The sequence below is a fragment of the Pseudomonas sp. p21 genome (assembly GCF_001642705.1).
Lineage (GTDB): Bacteria > Pseudomonadota > Gammaproteobacteria > Pseudomonadales > Pseudomonadaceae > Aquipseudomonas.
The window spans coordinates 290600-307330 of the sequence record NZ_LWBV01000008.1 but is presented as its reverse complement, the minus strand read 5'-3'; the positions used below and the strand labels follow the sequence as shown (position 1 = coordinate 307330).

Below are 16731 nucleotides of genomic sequence, written 5' to 3'. Positions count from 1 at the left end.
TCAGACCATCGAGAGGCGTGCGGCCCCACACGCGGGCAGATGGCACGCAGGAAGCCCGGACTAATAAGATGGCATTGAAATCCCCCGCGTTTCGTAGAAAGTTTCCGTTGCTGGTAACCGGCGGTCTGCTGGCCCTGCAACCTCTGGCCACGTCTTACGTGGTGGCAGCCGAACAGTTCGACTGCCAAGTGTCCGCCTCCGGTGGTTGGGACTGCAAGCCCAAGACCCCAGTCAACAACCTGCCGCCGCGCCCGGTGCACGAGGGTGCTGCCGTCAGCACCGGCACCGAAGCCGCGAGCGAAGGCGAAACTGCGGACCGGCCGGTGCTGGTCACCGAGGCCAAGGGCCGTGCCCTGAAGTCGCGCAGCGAAGACTACAGCCACCTGGACTGGGTACCGCGTGAAAAGCTCACCGCCGCGCAACTGGCCGAAACCGGCCCGTACTGCGGTGGCGCGTACATCGAGCCAACCCGCCCGGGCATGGCCGACACCACGCCGAAGGACGAGTCGCCGACCTACATCAACGCCAAGGTGTCCAAGTACCAGCAGGAGCAGCAGATCGCTACCCTCGCCGGTGACGTGGTGATGCGCCAGGGCAGCATGCAGGCCGAAGCCGACGAGGCCAACCTCTACCAGACCGAAAACCGTGGCGAGCTCAAGGGCAACGTCAAGATCCGTGACAACGGTTCGCTGGTAGTCGGTGACGAGGCTCAGATCCAGCTCGACACGGGCGAAGCCCAGGTCGACAACGCCGAATACGTGATGCACAAGTCGCACATCCGCGGCAGTGCCCTGTACGCCAAGCGTGGCGAAAACGCCATCATCCGCCTCAAGGACGGTACGTACACCACCTGCGAACCGGGCAGCAACGCCTGGCAGCTGAAAGGCAACAACATCACCCTGAACCCGGCCACCGGTTTCGGTACCGCGACCAACGTTACGCTGCGGGTCAAGGATTTCCCGGTGTTCTACACACCGTACATCTACTTCCCGATCGACGACCGTCGCCAGTCCGGCTTCCTGCCGCCATCGTTCAGCAGCAGCAGCGACACCGGCTTCATGCTGGTCACGCCGTACTACTTCAACCTGGCGCCGAACTACGACGCCACGTTGTACCCGCGTTACATGGCCAAGCGCGGCCTGCTGATGGAAGGCGAGTTCCGCTACCTGACGCCTTCCAGCGAAGGCCAGTTCGGTGGCGCGTACCTCAACGACAAGAACGACGACCGCAAAGACCAGACTGACTACAAAGAGCAGCGCTGGATGGTCAACTGGCAGCACAAGGGCGGGCTGGACGAGCGCCTGATGGCCGAGGTGGACTACACCGACATCAGCGACCCGTTCTACTTCCAGGACCTGGAGTCCGACCAGATCGGTGTTGAAACCCAGGACCTGCTGAATCAGCAGGGTGCACTGACCTACCGTGGTGACAGCTACACCGCGCGGTTGAACGTGCATGCCTACGAGATGGCGACCATCTCGAGGATCACGCCGTACGATCGGCTGCCGCAGATTACCTTCAACGGTAAGCTGCCGTACGAACCGGGTGGGCTCAATATTGCCTACGAAACCGAGGCAGTCCGTTTCGATCGTGATCTGAAGGACGACTTCGTATTCAATGAAGATGGCGTTCCCGACACTTCGGCAGGTGCGCCTGGCCGTCGCCTGGACCAGAACGTCAGTGGTATTGCCCGCGCCAACGGCAACCGCTTCAACGTTGCACCGTCGATCAGCCTGCCGATGGAAGCCAGCTACGGCTACCTGACCCCCAAGCTGAAGTACGCGTACACCCACTACGATCTGGACCTGGACAGCCAGGGCAAAACTCAGGCTATCGCTCAATCGGCCAACCCGGCGTACGGCAGCTATAACAGCTCGCTGAACCGCGACATCCCGATCTTCAGCGTGGACAGCGGGCTCTACTTCGACCGCAATACGTCGTTGTTCGGCACCAATTACAAGCAGACCCTCGAACCGCGCATGTACTACCTCTACGTCCCATACGAGGACCAGAAGGACATTCCGCTGTTCGACTCGGGTGAAACCCTGTTCAGCTATGACTCGCTGTTCCGCGACAACCGCTTCAGCGGTACCGACCGTATCGGTGACGAGAACAAGCTGTCGCTGGGCGTGACCACCCGCTGGATCGAGGACAATGGCTTCGAGCGCCAGAATTTCAGCATCGGTCAGGCTTACTACTTCAAGGACCGCAAGGTCCAGTTGCCAGGCATCAACTACCGTACCCGCGACGATGCGCAGTCCGATGTATCGCCGTACGCGCTGATGTACAACTACTTCTTCAACCGCGACTGGCGCTTCAATTCGGACTTCAACTGGGACCCGGACAGCCGCAGCACCCGCTCGGGCAGCGCGATGTTCCACTACCAGCCTGAAGACAACCCGAACAAGGTGGTCAACCTCGGTTATCGCTACCGTAACGACACCATCTCCTACGACTCCACGACCGGTACCTGGAAAGTGGGCGGTGGCGACTACGGTGTTCCTGGTAGCCCGAACTACATCAAGGACTACTACAAGATCCAGCAGCATGACTTCTCGGTCATCTGGCCGGTCGTTCCGCAGTGGAGCGTCATCGCTCGCTGGCAGCATGACTACAACCGTAACCGCACCCTGGAAGCCATGGGTGGTTTCGAGTACGACAACTGCTGCTGGAAGCTGCGCCTGATCAACCGCTACTGGATCGATTACGACGACTTCAGCCAAGCCCTCCCGGCAAACGAAAAGGGCGACCACGGCATCTTCCTTCAGATCGTCCTGAAAGGCCTCGGTGGTGTAGTCGGCAACAAGGTCGAATCTTTCCTCGACCAAGGCATTCAAGGTTACCGTGAACGTGAAGACCAAGCTTATTGATCGACTGCGCCCGGCGTTGCTGGGCGTTGCATTGCTGAGTGGCGCGGTGCATGCCGCGGTACAACCTCTTGATCGCGTGGTGGCCATCGTCGACAACGACGTGGTCATGCAAAGCCAGCTGGACCAGCGCGTCCGCGAGGTCCAGCAAACCATCGCCAAGCGCGGCGGCGGCATGCCGCCTGCCGGCGCGCTGGACCAGCAGGTGCTGGAGCGCCTGATCGTCGAAAACCTGCAGCTGCAGATCGGCGAGCGCTCCGGCATCCGCATCACCGACGAAGAACTGAACCAGGCCATGGGCACCATTGCCCAGCGCAACGGCATGTCGCTGGAGCAGTTCCACGCTGCCCTGGCCCGTGACGGCCTGTCGTTCGACGACGCCCGCGAGCAGGTCAAGCGCGAGATGATCATCAGCCGCGTGCGCCAGCGTCGCGTGGCCGAGCGTATCCAGGTGTCCGAGCAGGAAGTGAAGAACTTCCTCAACTCCGACCTGGGCAAGATGCAGATGTCGGAAGAGTACCGCTTGGCCAACATCCTGATCCCGACCCCGGAAGCGGCCAACTCGGAAGCCATCCAGGCCGCCGCGCGCCAGGTTGGCGATGTGTACCAGCAGCTCAAGCAGGGCGCGGACTTCGGCCAGATGGCCATTGCCCGCTCCGCCAGCGAAAACGCCCTGGAAGGCGGCGAGATGGGCTGGCGTAAAGCCGGCCAGCTGCCGCCAGACTTCGCCAAGATGCTCAGCAGCATGGCGGTGGGCGACATCACCCAGCCCATTCGCATCCCCAACGGCTTCATCATCCTCAAGCTCGAGGAGAAGCGCGGTGGCAGCGAGAACGTGCTGCGTGACGAAGTGCATGTGCGCCACATCCTGATCAAGCCAAGCGAAATCCGCAGCGATGCGGCCACCGAGCAACTGGCCGAGCGCCTGTACGATCGCATCAAGAACGGCGAAGACTTCGGCGAACTGGCGAAGAGCTTCTCGGAAGACCCGGGTTCGGCGCTCAACGGCGGCGACCTCAACTGGGTTGACCCGAACAGCCTGGTACCGGAGTTCCGCGAGCAGATGGCCAACGCCGCCCAAGGCGAAGTCACCCGTCCGTTCAAGACCCAGTACGGCTGGCATGTCCTGGAAGTGCTGGGCCGCCGCGCCACCGACAGCACCGAGCAGGCTCGTGAACAGCAGGCCATGAACGTTCTGCGCAACCGCAAGTACGACGAAGAGCTGCAGACCTGGCTGCGCCAGATCCGCGACGAGGCCTACGTTGAAATCAAGCTGCCTGGCGCTGACCAGGCCACCCAGTGAAGCCCCTGCGCTTCGCCGTCACCCCCGGCGAGCCGGCCGGCATAGGCCCCGACCTGTGCCTGCTGCTCGCCGCAGACGCCCAGCCCCACCCCCTGATCGCCATCACCAGCCGTGACCTGCTCGCCGAGCGGGCCACGCAGCTGGGGCTGGCCGTCAACCTGCTGCCGGTAGCACCGGGCCAATGGCCCGAGCAGCCGGCGCCAGCGGGTAGCCTGTACGTCTGGGATACCCCCCTGGCAGCCCCGGTAGTGCCGGGCCAGCTCGACAAGGCCAATGCGGCGTTCGTGCTGGATACCCTGACCCGAGCCGGGCAAGGCTGCCTGGACGGGCATTTCGCCGGGATGATCACCGCCCCTGTACACAAGGGCGTGATCAACGAAAGCGGTATAGCCTTCTCCGGGCATACCGAATTCCTCGCTGAACTCACCCACACCGCGCAGGTGGTGATGATGCTGGCTACCCGGGGCCTGCGCGTGGCCCTGGTGACCACGCACCTGCCGCTGCGCGACATTGCCGACGCCATCACTGCCGAGCGCGTCGAGCGTGTAACCCGTATCCTGCATGCCGACATGCGCGACAAGTTCGGCATTGCCAACCCGCGCATCCTGGTGTGCGGCCTCAACCCGCACGCGGGTGAGGGCGGCCACCTGGGCCGCGAGGAAATCGACATCATCGAGCCGACCCTGGCCCGCCTGCGCACCGAAGGCATGGACCTGCGCGGGCCGCTGCCGGCCGATACCCTGTTTACCCCCAAATATCTGGAGCACTGCGACGCGGTGCTGGCGATGTACCACGACCAGGGCCTGCCCGTACTCAAGTACAAAGGCTTCGGTGCTGCGGTCAACGTGACCCTGGGCCTGCCGATCATCCGCACGTCGGTCGACCACGGCACCGCCCTGGACCTGGCCGGCACTGGCAAGGTCGACACCGGCAGCCTGCGCGTCGCGCTGGAAACCGCCTACCAGATGGCCGAGAACCGACCATGAACGAGCAATACCAACACCGGGCGCGCAAGCGCTTCGGCCAGAACTTCCTGCATGACGCCGGCATCATCGACCGCATCCTGCGTGCCATCAACGCCAAGGCTGGCGAACATCTGCTGGAAATCGGCCCGGGCCAGGGCGCCCTGACCGAAGGCCTGCTGGGTAGCGGCGCACAGCTGGACGTGGTGGAACTGGACAAGGACCTGGTGCCGATCCTGCAGCACAAGTTCGCCGGCCGCAGCAATTTCCGCCTGCACCAGGGCGACGCCCTGAAGTTCGACTTCAACCAGCTGGGCGTGCCACCGCGTAGCCTCAAGGTGGTGGGCAACCTGCCCTACAACATCTCCACCCCACTGATCTTCCACCTGCTCAGCCATGCCGGGCTGATCCGCGACATGCACTTCATGCTGCAGAAGGAAGTGGTCGAGCGCATGGCCGCCGGCCCCGGCGGTGGTGACTGGGGGCGTTTGTCGATCATGGTGCAGTACCACTGCCGGGTCGAACACCTGTTCAACGTTGGCCCTGGCGCCTTCAACCCACCACCGAAAGTGGACTCGGCCATCGTCCGCCTGGTGCCGCACGAAGTGCTGCCGTACCCGGCCAAGGATGCAAAGCTGCTGGAGCAGGTGGTACGCGAAGCCTTCAACCAGCGCCGCAAGACCCTGCGCAACACCATGAAAGGCCTGCTCGACAGCGCGGCCATCGAAGCGGCTGGCGTGGACGGCAGCCTGCGCCCCGAACAGCTGGACCTGGCCGCCTTCGTGCGCCTGGCTGACCAGTTGGCCGATCAGCAAGCCTGATATCGCCTGTATCGGCCCTTTCGCGGGTAAACCCGCTCCCACAGGAATTGCACAACCCTTGAAATCTGTGTGATCCCTGTGGGAGCGGGTTTACCCGCGAAAGGGCCGGTACTGGCAACAAAGACCTCAAGCCCCTGCACCGCTGGCCCTCCCCCCTCTCAATGGCCTAGACTGCATTATTGCGTCAGCTCGCCCAAGGCCCTTGCATGTCCGACCCCCGCTATCAGATCGACGTCAGCGTCGTGACCCGCTACCTCAAAGAACAATCCGACCCCGAAAACAGTCGCTTCGCTTTCGCCTACACCATTACCGTGCAGAACAATGGCTCGCTCAAGGCCAAGCTGCTGTCGCGCCACTGGCTGATCACCAACGGTGACGGCGAGGTCGAGGAAGTGCGCGGTGCCGGTGTCGTTGGCCAACAGCCCAATATCGACCCAGGCCAGAGCCACACCTACAGCAGCGGCGCGGTCATCAGCACCCGCGTGGGCACCATGCAGGGCAGCTACCAGATGTTCGCCGAAGACGGCAAACGCTTCGATGCCGAGATCGCCCCCTTCCGCCTGGCGGTGCCCGGAGCGCTGCACTGATGGCTACCTACGCCGTCGGTGACCTGCAGGGCTGCCTGCAGCCACTCAAATGCCTGCTCGAACGGGTCAACTTCAACCCCGCCGTCGACCGCCTGTGGCTGGTCGGCGACCTGGTCAACCGCGGCCCCGAGTCACTGGAAACCCTGCGCTTCCTTTATTCGATCCGCCATTCGCTGGTGTGCGTGCTGGGCAACCATGACCTGCACCTGCTGGCCGCCTGGCACAACGTCGAACGCCTGAAGAAAAGCGACACCCTGCGCGAGATCATCGAAGCGCCGGACGCCGACCAGCTGTTCGACTGGCTGCGCCAGCAAAAGCTGCTGCATTACGACGAGCCCCGTGGCATCGCCCTGGTGCACGCCGGCATTCCGCCGCAATGGACCTTGGGCAAAGCCCTGGCGCTGGCCGCCGAGGTCGAGGAAGTGCTGCGCGACGATGAGCGCCTGAAGCTGTACCTGGACGGCATGTACGGCAACGAGCCGAACAAGTGGAACAAGAACCTCAGCGGCATCGAACGCCTGCGGGTCATCACCAACTGCCTCACGCGCATGCGCTTCTGCACCCCCGAGGGCAAGCTCGACTTCAAGAGCAAGGAAGGCCTGGATACCGCGCCCAAAGGCTACAAGCCCTGGTACGCGCACAAGGACCGCCGCTCACGCCATGTGAAGATCATCTTCGGCCACTGGGCCGCCCTGCAGGGGCAGGTGAACGAGCCCGGCATCATCGCCCTGGACACCGGTTGCGTGTGGGGCGGCGCCATGACCCTGTACAACGTCGACAGCGGCGAATACCACCGCTGTGACTGCAGCGACGACGGCAACTTACGCCTCCCCACCCAAACGCCTACACTGAACGATCAACCCTGAAGGAAGCCGTACCCATGAGCGAATTCAAGCGCATCCCTCCCGAACAGGCCCTGGCCCTGCGCGCGCAAGGTGCGGTAGTCGTCGACATTCGCGACCCGCAGGCCTTTGCCGCCGGCCACATCACCGGCGCCAGGCATCTGGATAACCATTCGGTCGCCGAGTTCATCCGCAATGCCGACCTCGATGCCCCGACCTTGGTGGTGTGCTACCACGGCAATTCCAGCCAGAGCGCTGCCGCCTACCTGGTGAACCAGGGCTTCTCCGACGTGTACAGCGTGGACGGCGGCTTTGAGCTGTGGCGCGCCACCTACCCGGCCGAGACCGCCCAGGGCACTGCCGAATAATTTTTTCATTTTTACTGCAGCCCGCGCCCCGTGCGGGCTTGCGGCTTATCTGACGAACGGTCGTTCGCAACTTCTCCGCCCCTCGCCCTTGACCTTGCGGATAACCAACTATTCTTAAGCGCAGGCCATCCAGAAAAAGGGGAGAGCCGGTACACCGGCGTGCGGGTCATCGGTAGCGTTACAGGGTGTTCTGGGGGGTATACAGCAGCCGGCGGACCCGGTTGCATGCCAGCATCAGCTGACTGATCCGGCGTCGTCTCCACGTATCGAGCGAGGTGACGTCATGAGTATTTTTAGCCACTTCCAACAACGTTTCGAGTCAACGCGCCAGGAAGAACTCTCGCTGCAGGAGTACCTCGAGCTGTGCAAAGAGGATCGCAGTGCCTACGCATCGGCGGCCGAACGGCTGTTGCTGGCCATCGGTGAGCCGGAGCTGATCGACACCTCAACCAACTCCAGACTGTCGCGAATCTTCTCCAACAAGGTTATCCGCCGCTATCCGGCCTTTGCCGACTTCCATGGCATGGAAGAGTGCATCGACCAGATCGTGTCCTACTTCCGCCACGCCGCCCAAGGCCTGGAAGAAAAGAAACAGATCCTCTATCTGCTGGGCCCGGTTGGCGGTGGTAAATCGTCGCTTGCCGAAAAACTCAAGCAGCTGATGGAAAAGGTACCGTTCTACGCCATCAAGGGCTCGCCGGTATTCGAGTCGCCCCTGGGGCTGTTCAACGCCACCGAAGACGGGGCCATTCTCGAGGAAGAGTTCGGCATCCCGCGGCGCTACCTGAACACCATCATGTCGCCCTGGGCCACCAAGCGCCTGCAGGAGTTCGGCGGCGACATCAGCAAGTTCAAGGTGGTCAAGCTGTACCCGTCGATCCTCAACCAGATCGCCATCGCCAAGACCGAACCCGGCGACGAGAACAACCAGGACATCTCGGCCCTGGTCGGCAAGGTGGATATCCGCAAGCTCGAGGAATTCCCGCAGAACGACGCTGACGCCTACGCCTATTCGGGCGCGCTGTGCCGGGCCAACCAGGGCCTGATGGAATTCGTCGAGATGTTCAAGGCCCCGATCAAGGTCCTGCACCCGTTGCTCACCGCCACCCAGGAAGGCAACTACAACAGTACCGAAGGCCTCGGCGCCATCCCCTACTCCGGGATTTTGCTGGCCCACTCCAACGAATCGGAATGGCACACCTTCCGCAACAACAAGAACAACGAAGCGTTCATCGACCGGATCTACATCGTCAAGGTGCCGTACTGCCTGCGCGTCAGCGATGAAATCAAGATCTACGACAAGCTGCTGATCAACAGTTCGCTGGCCAAGGCCCACTGCGCACCAGACACGCTGAAGATGCTCGCCCAGTTCACCGTGCTGTCGCGCCTGAAAGAGCCGGAAAACTCCAACATCTACTCGAAAATGCGGGTGTACGATGGAGAAAACCTCAAGGACACCGATCCGAAGGCCAAGTCGATCCAGGAATACCGAGATGCCGCCGGTGTCGACGAAGGCATGAACGGCCTGTCGACCCGCTTTGCCTTCAAGATCCTGTCCAAGGTGTTCAACTTCGACCCGCATGAAGTGGCCGCCAACCCGGTACACCTGCTGTATGTGCTGGAACAGCAGATCGAGCAGGAACAGTTCCCTGCCGAAGTGCGCGAACGCTACCTGCGCTACCTGAAGGAGTACCTGGCCCCGCGCTACATCGAGTTCATCGGCAAGGAAATCCAGACCGCCTACCTGGAGTCCTACAGCGAATACGGCCAGAACATCTTCGACCGCTACGTGCTCTACGCCGACTTCTGGATCCAGGACCAGGAATACCGCGACCCGGAAACCGGCGAAATCCTCAACCGTATCGCCCTCAACGAAGAACTGGAGAAGATCGAGAAGCCGGCCGGCATCAGCAACCCGAAAGATTTCCGCAACGAAATCGTCAACTTCGTGCTGCGTGCCCGAGCCAACAACAATGGCAAGAACCCGAGCTGGCTGAGCTACGAAAAGCTGCGGGTGGTGATCGAGAAGAAAATGTTCTCCAACACCGAGGACCTGCTGCCGGTCATCAGCTTCAACGCCAAGGCCAGCAAGGAGGACCAACAGAAACACAACGACTTCGTCACGCGCATGGTGGAGCGTGGTTATACCGACAAACAGGTTCGTCTGCTGTCGGAATGGTACCTGCGGGTCAGGAAATCGCAATAAAGCGACAAGCTACCCACCGCGCGCCCAAGGCTGCTACACCAGCCTTGGGCGGCGGCAGCTGCTTTGCTGGCTTTACGTGAAGCGGCTCGTAGCTTGAAGCGTGCAGCTGTTCCCAGCTACCGGAGGGACCATGAGCTACGTTATAGATCGACGCCTGAACGGCAAGAACAAGAGCACGGTGAACCGCCAGCGCTTCTTGCGGCGGTACCGCGAGCACATCAAGAAAGCCGTCGAAGAGGCGGTGAGCCGCCGTTCCATCATGGACATGGAACATGGCGAGCAGATCAGCATTCCGGGGCGCGACATCGACGAACCGGTGCTGCACCATGGTCGCGGGGGCAAACAGACCATCGTGCACCCAGGCAACAAGGAGTTCACCGCCGGTGAACACATCCCCAGGCCGCAAGGCGGCGGCGGCGGTGGCAGCGGCCGTGGCAAGGCCGGCAACTCCGGCGAGGGCATGGACGACTTCGTCTTCCAGATCACCCAGGAAGAATTCCTCGAGTTCATGTTCGAGGACCTCGAACTGCCCAACCTGGTCAAACGTCACCTGACCGGGGCCGACACCTTCAAGACCGTGCGCGCCGGTATCGCCAACGAAGGCAACCCGTCACGCATCAACATCGTGCGCACCCTGCGTTCGGCCCATGCCCGGCGCATCGCCCTGACCGGCAGCAGCCGCGCCCTGCTGCGCGAAGCGCAGAAGGAACTCGCCCGCCTGAAGGTCGAGGAGCCAGACAACTTCACCGATATCCAGGAAGTCGAACATGAGATCGAACGCCTGAAGGCACGCATCAACCGCCTGCCCTTCCTCGACACCTTCGACCTCAAGTACAACCTGCTGGTCAAGCAGCCCAACCCCAGCTCCAAGGCGGTGATGTTCTGCCTGATGGACGTGTCCGGCTCGATGACCCAGGCCACCAAGGACATCGCCAAACGCTTCTTCATCCTGCTGTACCTGTTCCTCAAGCGTAACTACGAGCGCATCGAAGTGGTCTTCATCCGCCACCACACCAGCGCTCGTGAGGTCGACGAGGAAGAATTCTTCTATTCACGGGAAACCGGCGGCACCATCGTTTCCAGCGCACTCAAACTGATGCAGGAGGTCATGGCCGAACGCTACCCGGCCAGCGACTGGAACATCTACGCCGCCCAGGCCTCCGACGGCGACAACTGGAACGACGACTCGCCGATCTGCCGCGACATCCTGGCCAAGCAGATCATGCCGCATGTGCAGTACTACACTTACGTTGAAATCACCCCGCGAGAGCACCAGGCGCTGTGGTACGAATACGAGCGCATCGGCGAAGCCTTCCCCGACACGTTCGCCCAGCAGCAGTTGGTATCGGCCGGCGACATCTACCCGGTCTTCCGTGAACTCTTCCAGCGCAGGTTAGCCACATGACCGCCAGAGCACAGAGACGCCAACCCATTTCCACCGGGTCCGAGTGGACGTTCGAACTGATCCAGACCTACGACCGGGAAATCAGCCGCCTGGCCGAGCGTTACGCCCTGGACACCTACCCCAACCAGATCGAGGTGATTACCGCCGAGCAGATGATGGACGCCTACGCCTCGGTCGGCATGCCGCTGGGTTATCACCACTGGTCCTACGGCAAGCAGTTCCTCAGCACGGAAAAGTCCTACAGCCGCGGCCAGATGGGCCTGGCCTACGAGATCGTGATCAACTCCGACCCGTGCATCGCCTACCTGATGGAAGAAAACACCATGTGCATGCAGGCACTGGTGATCGCCCATGCCTGCTACGGCCATAACAGCTTCTTCAAGGGCAACTACCTGTTCCGCACCTGGACCGATGCCAGTTCGATCATCGACTACCTGGTGTTCGCCAAGCAGTACATCGCCCAGTGCGAAGAGCGCCATGGCATCGATGCCGTGGAAGACCTGATCGACTCCTGCCATGCCCTGATGAACTACGGCGTTGACCGCTACAAGCGGCCTTACCCGATTTCCGCCGAAGAGGAGCGGCGGCGGCAGAAGGAGCGCGAGGAGCACCTGCAGCGGCAGATCAATGACCTGTGGCGGACCATTCCGAAAAGCGCCGACAAGGGCAACGATCGCGATGATGCGCGCTTCCCCGCCGAACCGCAGGAAAACATCCTGTATTTCATCGAGAAGAACGCCCCGTTGCTGGAACCCTGGCAGCGCGAGGTGGTGCGCATCGTGCGCAAGATCGCCCAGTATTTCTACCCGCAGCGCCAGACCCAGGTGATGAACGAGGGCTGGGCAACGTTCTGGCACTACACGCTGATGAACGACCTGTACGACGAGGGGCTGATCACCGAAGGCTTCATGATGGAGTTCCTGCAGTCGCACACCAGCGTGGTGTTCCAGCCCGGCTTCGACAGCCCCTACTACAACGGCATCAACCCCTACGCACTGGGCTTTGCGATGTACACCGACATCCGCCGCATGTGCGAAAACCCGACCGAGGAAGATCGCCGCTGGTTCCCCGACATTGCCGGCAGTGACTGGCTTTCTACCATCAAGTTCGCCATGAGCAGCTTCAAGGACGAGAGTTTCATCCTGCAGTACCTGTCGCCCAAGGTCATGCGCGATCTCAAACTGTTCAGCATCCTCGATGACGACCAGCGCGACGACCTGTATGTACCTGCCATCCACGACGAGGCTGGCTACAGGACCATTCGCGAACTACTGGCGGCGCAGTACAACCTGGGCAACCGCGAACCAAACGTGCAGATCTGGAGCGTCGACCGCCGCGGCGACCGCTCGCTGACCTTGCGCCACCAGCAACACAACCGCAAACCGCTGGGCGACTCGACCGATGAAGTGCTCAAGCACCTGCACCGCCTGTGGGGCTTCGACATCCATCTGGAGACCGTACAGGGCGAGCAGGTGATGAAGACCCACCACATGCCGCCACGCGGCGAGCACGGCGAAAACGGCGACTATGGCCGCATGGACCTGGCTGTCATCCACCACCTCTAGTGCCACGCCATAACTGCCGACAGGGTATCCTGTCGGCAGTTATGGAGAGTTGCACATGCACATCTACAAAGTCGGCGGCGCCGTGCGCGACCGCCTGCTCGGCCGCCCCGTCAGCGATATCGACTGGCTGGTGGTCGGCGCCACGGTCGAGGAAATGCACGCCAAGGGCTTTCGACCGGTCGGCGCTGATTTCCCGGTGTTCCTGCACCCGAAAACCGGCGAGGAATACGCCTTGGCGCGCACCGAACGCAAGAGCGGGCGTGGCTATGGCGGGTTCACCTTCCACGCCAGCCCCGATGTGACCCTGGAAGAAGACCTGATCCGCCGCGACCTGACCATCAATGCGATGGCCGAGGACGAGACGGGTACGGTGTACGACCCTTATCATGGCCAGGACGATCTCGATCAGCGCCTTTTGCGCCATGTTTCCCCGGCATTCGCCGAAGATCCCTTGCGCGTGCTGCGCGTAGCACGCTTTGCTGCCCGTTATGCACCGCTGGGTTTCCGGGTTGCCGATGAGACACTTGAGCTGATGCGCCAGATCAGCGCCTCTGGCGAATTGCAGGCGCTGACTGCCGAGCGCAGCTGGAAGGAAATCGAGCGGGCGCTGATGGAGGCGCAGCCGCAGGTGTTCTTCCAGGTGCTGCATGCTTGTGGCGCCCTGCAGCAGCTGTTGCCTGAGCTTGATGATGCTCCCCAGGCCCTGGCGGCGCTGGAACAGGCGGCATTGCACGAACAGCCCCTGCATGTACGCTGGGCCTGCTTGTTGCGGGAGCTGGCACCAGCCGCGATCAAAGCCGTCAACCAGCGCCTCAAGGCGCCGCGGGAGTGCCAGGAGCTGGCGTTACTGACGGGTGAGTGCCTGGTGCAAGGCAACCAGGCGCTGGAGCTGCCTGCCACGGCATTGCTGGAGCTGTTGCAGAAGTTCGATGTGTACCGGCGACCGCAGCGGTTCGAGGACTTCCTGATCGCTTGCGAGATGACCGCGCTGGGCGAGGGCAAGTCGGGTTATCCACAGGCCGATTACCTGCGCGGGGCAGCGGCGGCGGCGCGGGCGGTGGATGTGAAGCCGTTGGTGCAGGCAGGGCTGACTGGCCAGGCCTTGGGCGAAGCGCTCAAAGGTGAGCGGCTGAAAGCCCTCGAGGCTTACAAGCTCGGTTGAGCATACCGGCCCCTTCGCGGCTAAAGCCGCTCCCACAGGGATCGCACAACATTTGGCATCATGCGATCCCTGTGGGAGCGGCTTTAGCCGCGAAAGGGCCGGTACAGGCTTATGCCGGAGTCAGCTGCAACCCACGCCACTCAAAGGCAACCGGCGCCAACACCTGATCGATCCGCGCCTCCTGCCACAACTGCGCCATCGTCTTGCCTACCCCCGGATGCACCAGCTCCGGCGCCAGCAGCGACAGCGGCCACAGGACGAAGGCATTCTTCAGGATCTCGGCCCGAGGCAACACCAGCCCATCGAACGTGCCGTGCAAATCGTCATACATCAGCACATCGATATCCAGCGGCAGCCCTTTGCGGTCCGGCGCATAGCGGCCATTGTCGGCCTCGATGAACTTCAGCCGGCGGTCCAGTTCGATCAACGGCAACGCAGTCTGCCCGGTCACCACGAAGTTGATGAACGGCCCGCTCTTGATCCCCACCGCCTGGCTTTCGAACGCCGGCGAACAACGCATATCGGTCAGGATGCCGGCCAACGCATCGAGCCCGGCGCACAAGTGCGCCTCGCGCTCGATGTTACTGCCAAGACCAAGGTAAACCGTGCTCAGAGACATCCGCGCTCGATCTCCACGCCAACACCACCACGGGCCGCAGGCACCGCACCCGGCTTGGTCAGTTTCAACCGCACCCACGGGATGTGGAACTCTTCCATCAACGTCGCCACCAGGCGCTCGGCGAAGGTTTCCACCAACTCGAAACGGGCCTGTTCGGCAAATGCCTGGATGCGCGCCGACACGCTGGCATAGTCCAGGGCCAGGTTCAGGTCGTCACCGGCCGCTGCCGGGCGGTTGTCCCAGGCAAAGCTCAGGTCCAGGCGCAAGCACTGGCGAATATCCCGCTCCCAGTCATAGGCACCGATGACGGTATCGACTTCCAGGCCTTCGATGAACACTCTGTCCAAGCACTTCTCTCCACAGCACGACAAGGGCGACTGGCGCCGTTAGAATCAGGGCGTCCTCGCCCGGAATAGTTAGCATGTTTTGGTTACTGGCGTTGCTCGCCTACCTGCTCGGCTCGCTGTCCTTCGCCATCGTCCTCAGCCGCCTCACGGGCAGCCCGGACCCGCGTTCCAGCGGCTCAGGCAATGCCGGCGCCACCAACATGCTACGCCTGGCAGGCCGCAAACTGGCGATCCTGACCCTGCTTGGCGACCTGTGCAAGGGCCTGTTGCCAGTATTGCTCGCCCGCCTTGCCGGGCTTGACCTGCACGCGCAGGCCTGGGTTGGCGTGTGCGCGGTGCTGGGCCACCTGTTCCCGCTGTACTTCCGCTTCCAGGGCGGCAAGGGCGTGGCGACCGCCGCCGGCATGCTCATGGCCCTGTACTTCCCGGCCGCACTGCTGGCCATCGGCGCCTGGCTGCTGACTTTCTACCTTACCCGCACCAGCTCGCTGGCGGCGCTGATCGCCACACCACTGACCTTGCCATTGCTGGCCTGGCGCGAGCCCGAGGCCCTACTGCCAATCACCGTGCTGACGGCGATGATCGTGTGGCGCCACCGCAGCAACCTGCGCGACCTGTTTGCCGGGCGCGAACGGCACTTCTGACGCTTAAACCGGCGGCAGCTGCTCCATCGGCCAGCGTGCCTGCACGCTGATTGCCAGGTCCTGCTGCTGCCCGGCCAACAACCGCTGGCAGCCAGCGTAGGCGATCATCGCGCCGTTGTCGGTGCAGAACTGCGGGCGCGCGTAGTACACGTTGCCCTTGATGCTGCCGAGCATGTCCTCGAGGGACGCGCGCAGGGCCTTGTTGGCGCTGACGCCACCGGCAATCACCAGGCGCTTGAGGCCGGTCTGCTTGAGCGCCCGCTTGCACTTGATGGTCAAAGTCTCCACCACCGCCTGCTGGAATGCCAGGGACAGGTCGCAACGGGTTTGCTCACTGTCGTCGCCGGCATCGCGGCACTGCTGCCAGGTGTTCAGGGCAAAGGTTTTCAGGCCGCTGAAGCTGAACTCCAGGCCCGGGCGGTCGGTCATCGGCCGCGGGAACACGAAGCGGCCAGGCACGCCGCGCTCGGCCAGGCGGGCGATTTCCGGGCCACCGGGATAGTTCAGGCCGATCAGCTTGGCCGTCTTGTCGAACGCTTCGCCGGCGGCGTCGTCCAGGCTCTCGCCCAGCAGCTCGTATTGGCCGATGCCATCGACCCGCACCAGCTGGGTATGGCCACCGGAAACCAACAAAGCGACGAACGGAAACTGCGGCGGGTTTTCTTCCAGCATGGGCGCCAGCAGGTGGCCTTCCATGTGGTGCACGCCAATCGCCGGAATGTCCCAGGCAAATGCCAGCGCCTGGGCGCAGGAGGCCCCCACCAGCAATGCACCGACCAGGCCCGGGCCCGCGGTGTAGGCGATGGCGTCGATCTCGGTGGCGACGCAGCCGGCCTCGTCCAGCACCTGGCGGATGAGCGGCAGCATGCGCTTGACGTGGTCACGCGAGGCAAGCTCTGGCACCACACCGCCGAACACGCGGTGCAGGTCGATCTGGCTGAACAGCGCGTCGGCCAACAAACCGCGCTCGCTGTCGTATAATGCGACGCCAGTTTCGTCGCAGGATGTTTCCAATCCCAGTACTAGCATGGGT

At 62.6% G+C, this 16731-nt stretch carries 15 protein-coding genes; 12 read left to right on the top strand and 3 right to left on the bottom strand.

Translation table 11 applies throughout. The features are described 5' to 3' along the window. Nucleotides 1-68: 68 nt before the first annotated feature. From A4C63_RS22115 to A4C63_RS22065, 11 genes are all read left to right on the top strand, one after another. Nucleotides 69-2870 carry an LPS-assembly protein LptD gene (locus tag A4C63_RS22115; RefSeq protein WP_063914583.1) on the top strand — a complete coding sequence of 934 codons (2802 nt, stop codon included), beginning with the start codon at nucleotides 69-71 and terminating at the stop codon, nucleotides 2868-2870. Then, nucleotides 2851-4170 (top strand): peptidylprolyl isomerase, encoded by a 1320-nt coding sequence (locus A4C63_RS22110; RefSeq protein ID WP_063914582.1) that lies wholly within the window; start codon nucleotides 2851-2853, stop codon nucleotides 4168-4170. Before A4C63_RS22115 ends, A4C63_RS22110 begins: the two co-directional genes overlap by 20 nt. After that, nucleotides 4167-5156 carry a 4-hydroxythreonine-4-phosphate dehydrogenase PdxA gene (pdxA, locus tag A4C63_RS22105; protein WP_063914581.1) on the top strand — a complete coding sequence of 330 codons (990 nt, stop codon included), beginning with the start codon at nucleotides 4167-4169 and terminating at the stop codon, nucleotides 5154-5156. Before A4C63_RS22110 ends, pdxA begins: the two co-directional genes overlap by 4 nt. Continuing rightward, nucleotides 5153-5953: a 16S rRNA (adenine(1518)-N(6)/adenine(1519)-N(6))-dimethyltransferase RsmA gene (gene rsmA, locus A4C63_RS22100; protein WP_025337458.1), complete on the top strand. Its 801-nt coding sequence runs from the start codon at nucleotides 5153-5155 to the stop codon at nucleotides 5951-5953. The genes pdxA and rsmA overlap by 4 nt, the downstream gene beginning before the upstream one ends. Nucleotides 5954-6159: 206 nt before the next feature. Beyond that, nucleotides 6160-6540 (top strand): Co2+/Mg2+ efflux protein ApaG, encoded by a 381-nt coding sequence (gene apaG, locus A4C63_RS22095; protein ID WP_012270198.1) that lies wholly within the window; start codon nucleotides 6160-6162, stop codon nucleotides 6538-6540. After that, complete coding sequence (locus A4C63_RS22090) at nucleotides 6540-7406, top strand: symmetrical bis(5'-nucleosyl)-tetraphosphatase (RefSeq protein WP_063914580.1); 867 nt, start codon at nucleotides 6540-6542, stop codon at nucleotides 7404-7406. The genes apaG and A4C63_RS22090 overlap by 1 nt, the downstream gene beginning before the upstream one ends. Nucleotides 7407-7420: 14 nt before the next feature. Continuing rightward, entirely contained in the window at nucleotides 7421-7750 is a 330-nt protein-coding gene (glpE, locus tag A4C63_RS22085; RefSeq protein ID WP_063914579.1) for a thiosulfate sulfurtransferase GlpE, read from the top strand. A gap of 283 nt (nucleotides 7751-8033) precedes the next feature. Further along, nucleotides 8034-9956, top strand: coding sequence for a PrkA family serine protein kinase (locus tag A4C63_RS22080; protein ID WP_015268718.1), 1923 nt, complete (start codon nucleotides 8034-8036; stop codon nucleotides 9954-9956). A 130-nt stretch (nucleotides 9957-10086) separates the two neighbouring features. Continuing rightward, the gene (locus A4C63_RS22075; protein ID WP_046614422.1) at nucleotides 10087-11361 is read left to right on the top strand and encodes a YeaH/YhbH family protein; all 1275 of its coding nucleotides are present in this window, start codon (nucleotides 10087-10089) and stop codon (nucleotides 11359-11361) included. Beyond that, nucleotides 11358-12926, top strand: a complete 1569-nt coding sequence (locus A4C63_RS22070; RefSeq protein WP_063914578.1) for a SpoVR family protein — start codon at nucleotides 11358-11360, stop codon at nucleotides 12924-12926. Before A4C63_RS22075 ends, A4C63_RS22070 begins: the two co-directional genes overlap by 4 nt. Nucleotides 12927-12981: 55 nt before the next feature. Beyond that, nucleotides 12982-14088, top strand: coding sequence for a multifunctional CCA addition/repair protein (locus A4C63_RS22065; protein WP_063914577.1), 1107 nt, complete (start codon nucleotides 12982-12984; stop codon nucleotides 14086-14088). 109 nt (nucleotides 14089-14197) lie between these two features. Here the strand turns inward: A4C63_RS22065 and folK are convergent, their stop codons facing one another. Then, on the bottom strand, nucleotides 14198-14707 hold the full coding sequence (gene folK, locus A4C63_RS22060; RefSeq protein ID WP_063914576.1) for a 2-amino-4-hydroxy-6-hydroxymethyldihydropteridine diphosphokinase: 510 nt from the start codon (nucleotides 14705-14707) through the stop codon (nucleotides 14198-14200). Further along, complete coding sequence (folB, locus tag A4C63_RS22055) at nucleotides 14698-15054, bottom strand: dihydroneopterin aldolase (protein WP_004375185.1); 357 nt, start codon at nucleotides 15052-15054, stop codon at nucleotides 14698-14700. Before folB ends, folK begins: the two co-directional genes overlap by 10 nt. A 74-nt stretch (nucleotides 15055-15128) precedes the next feature. Here folB and plsY point away from each other — a divergent pair, with 74 nt between their 5' ends. Further along, nucleotides 15129-15698, top strand: a complete 570-nt coding sequence (gene plsY, locus A4C63_RS22050) for a glycerol-3-phosphate 1-O-acyltransferase PlsY (RefSeq protein ID WP_063914575.1) — start codon at nucleotides 15129-15131, stop codon at nucleotides 15696-15698. A 3-nt stretch (nucleotides 15699-15701) separates the two neighbouring features. Here the strand turns inward: plsY and tsaD are convergent, their stop codons facing one another. Then, nucleotides 15702-16727, bottom strand: coding sequence for a tRNA (adenosine(37)-N6)-threonylcarbamoyltransferase complex transferase subunit TsaD (tsaD, locus tag A4C63_RS22045; RefSeq protein ID WP_063914574.1), 1026 nt, complete (start codon nucleotides 16725-16727; stop codon nucleotides 15702-15704). Between the last annotated feature and the right edge of the window lie 4 nt (nucleotides 16728-16731).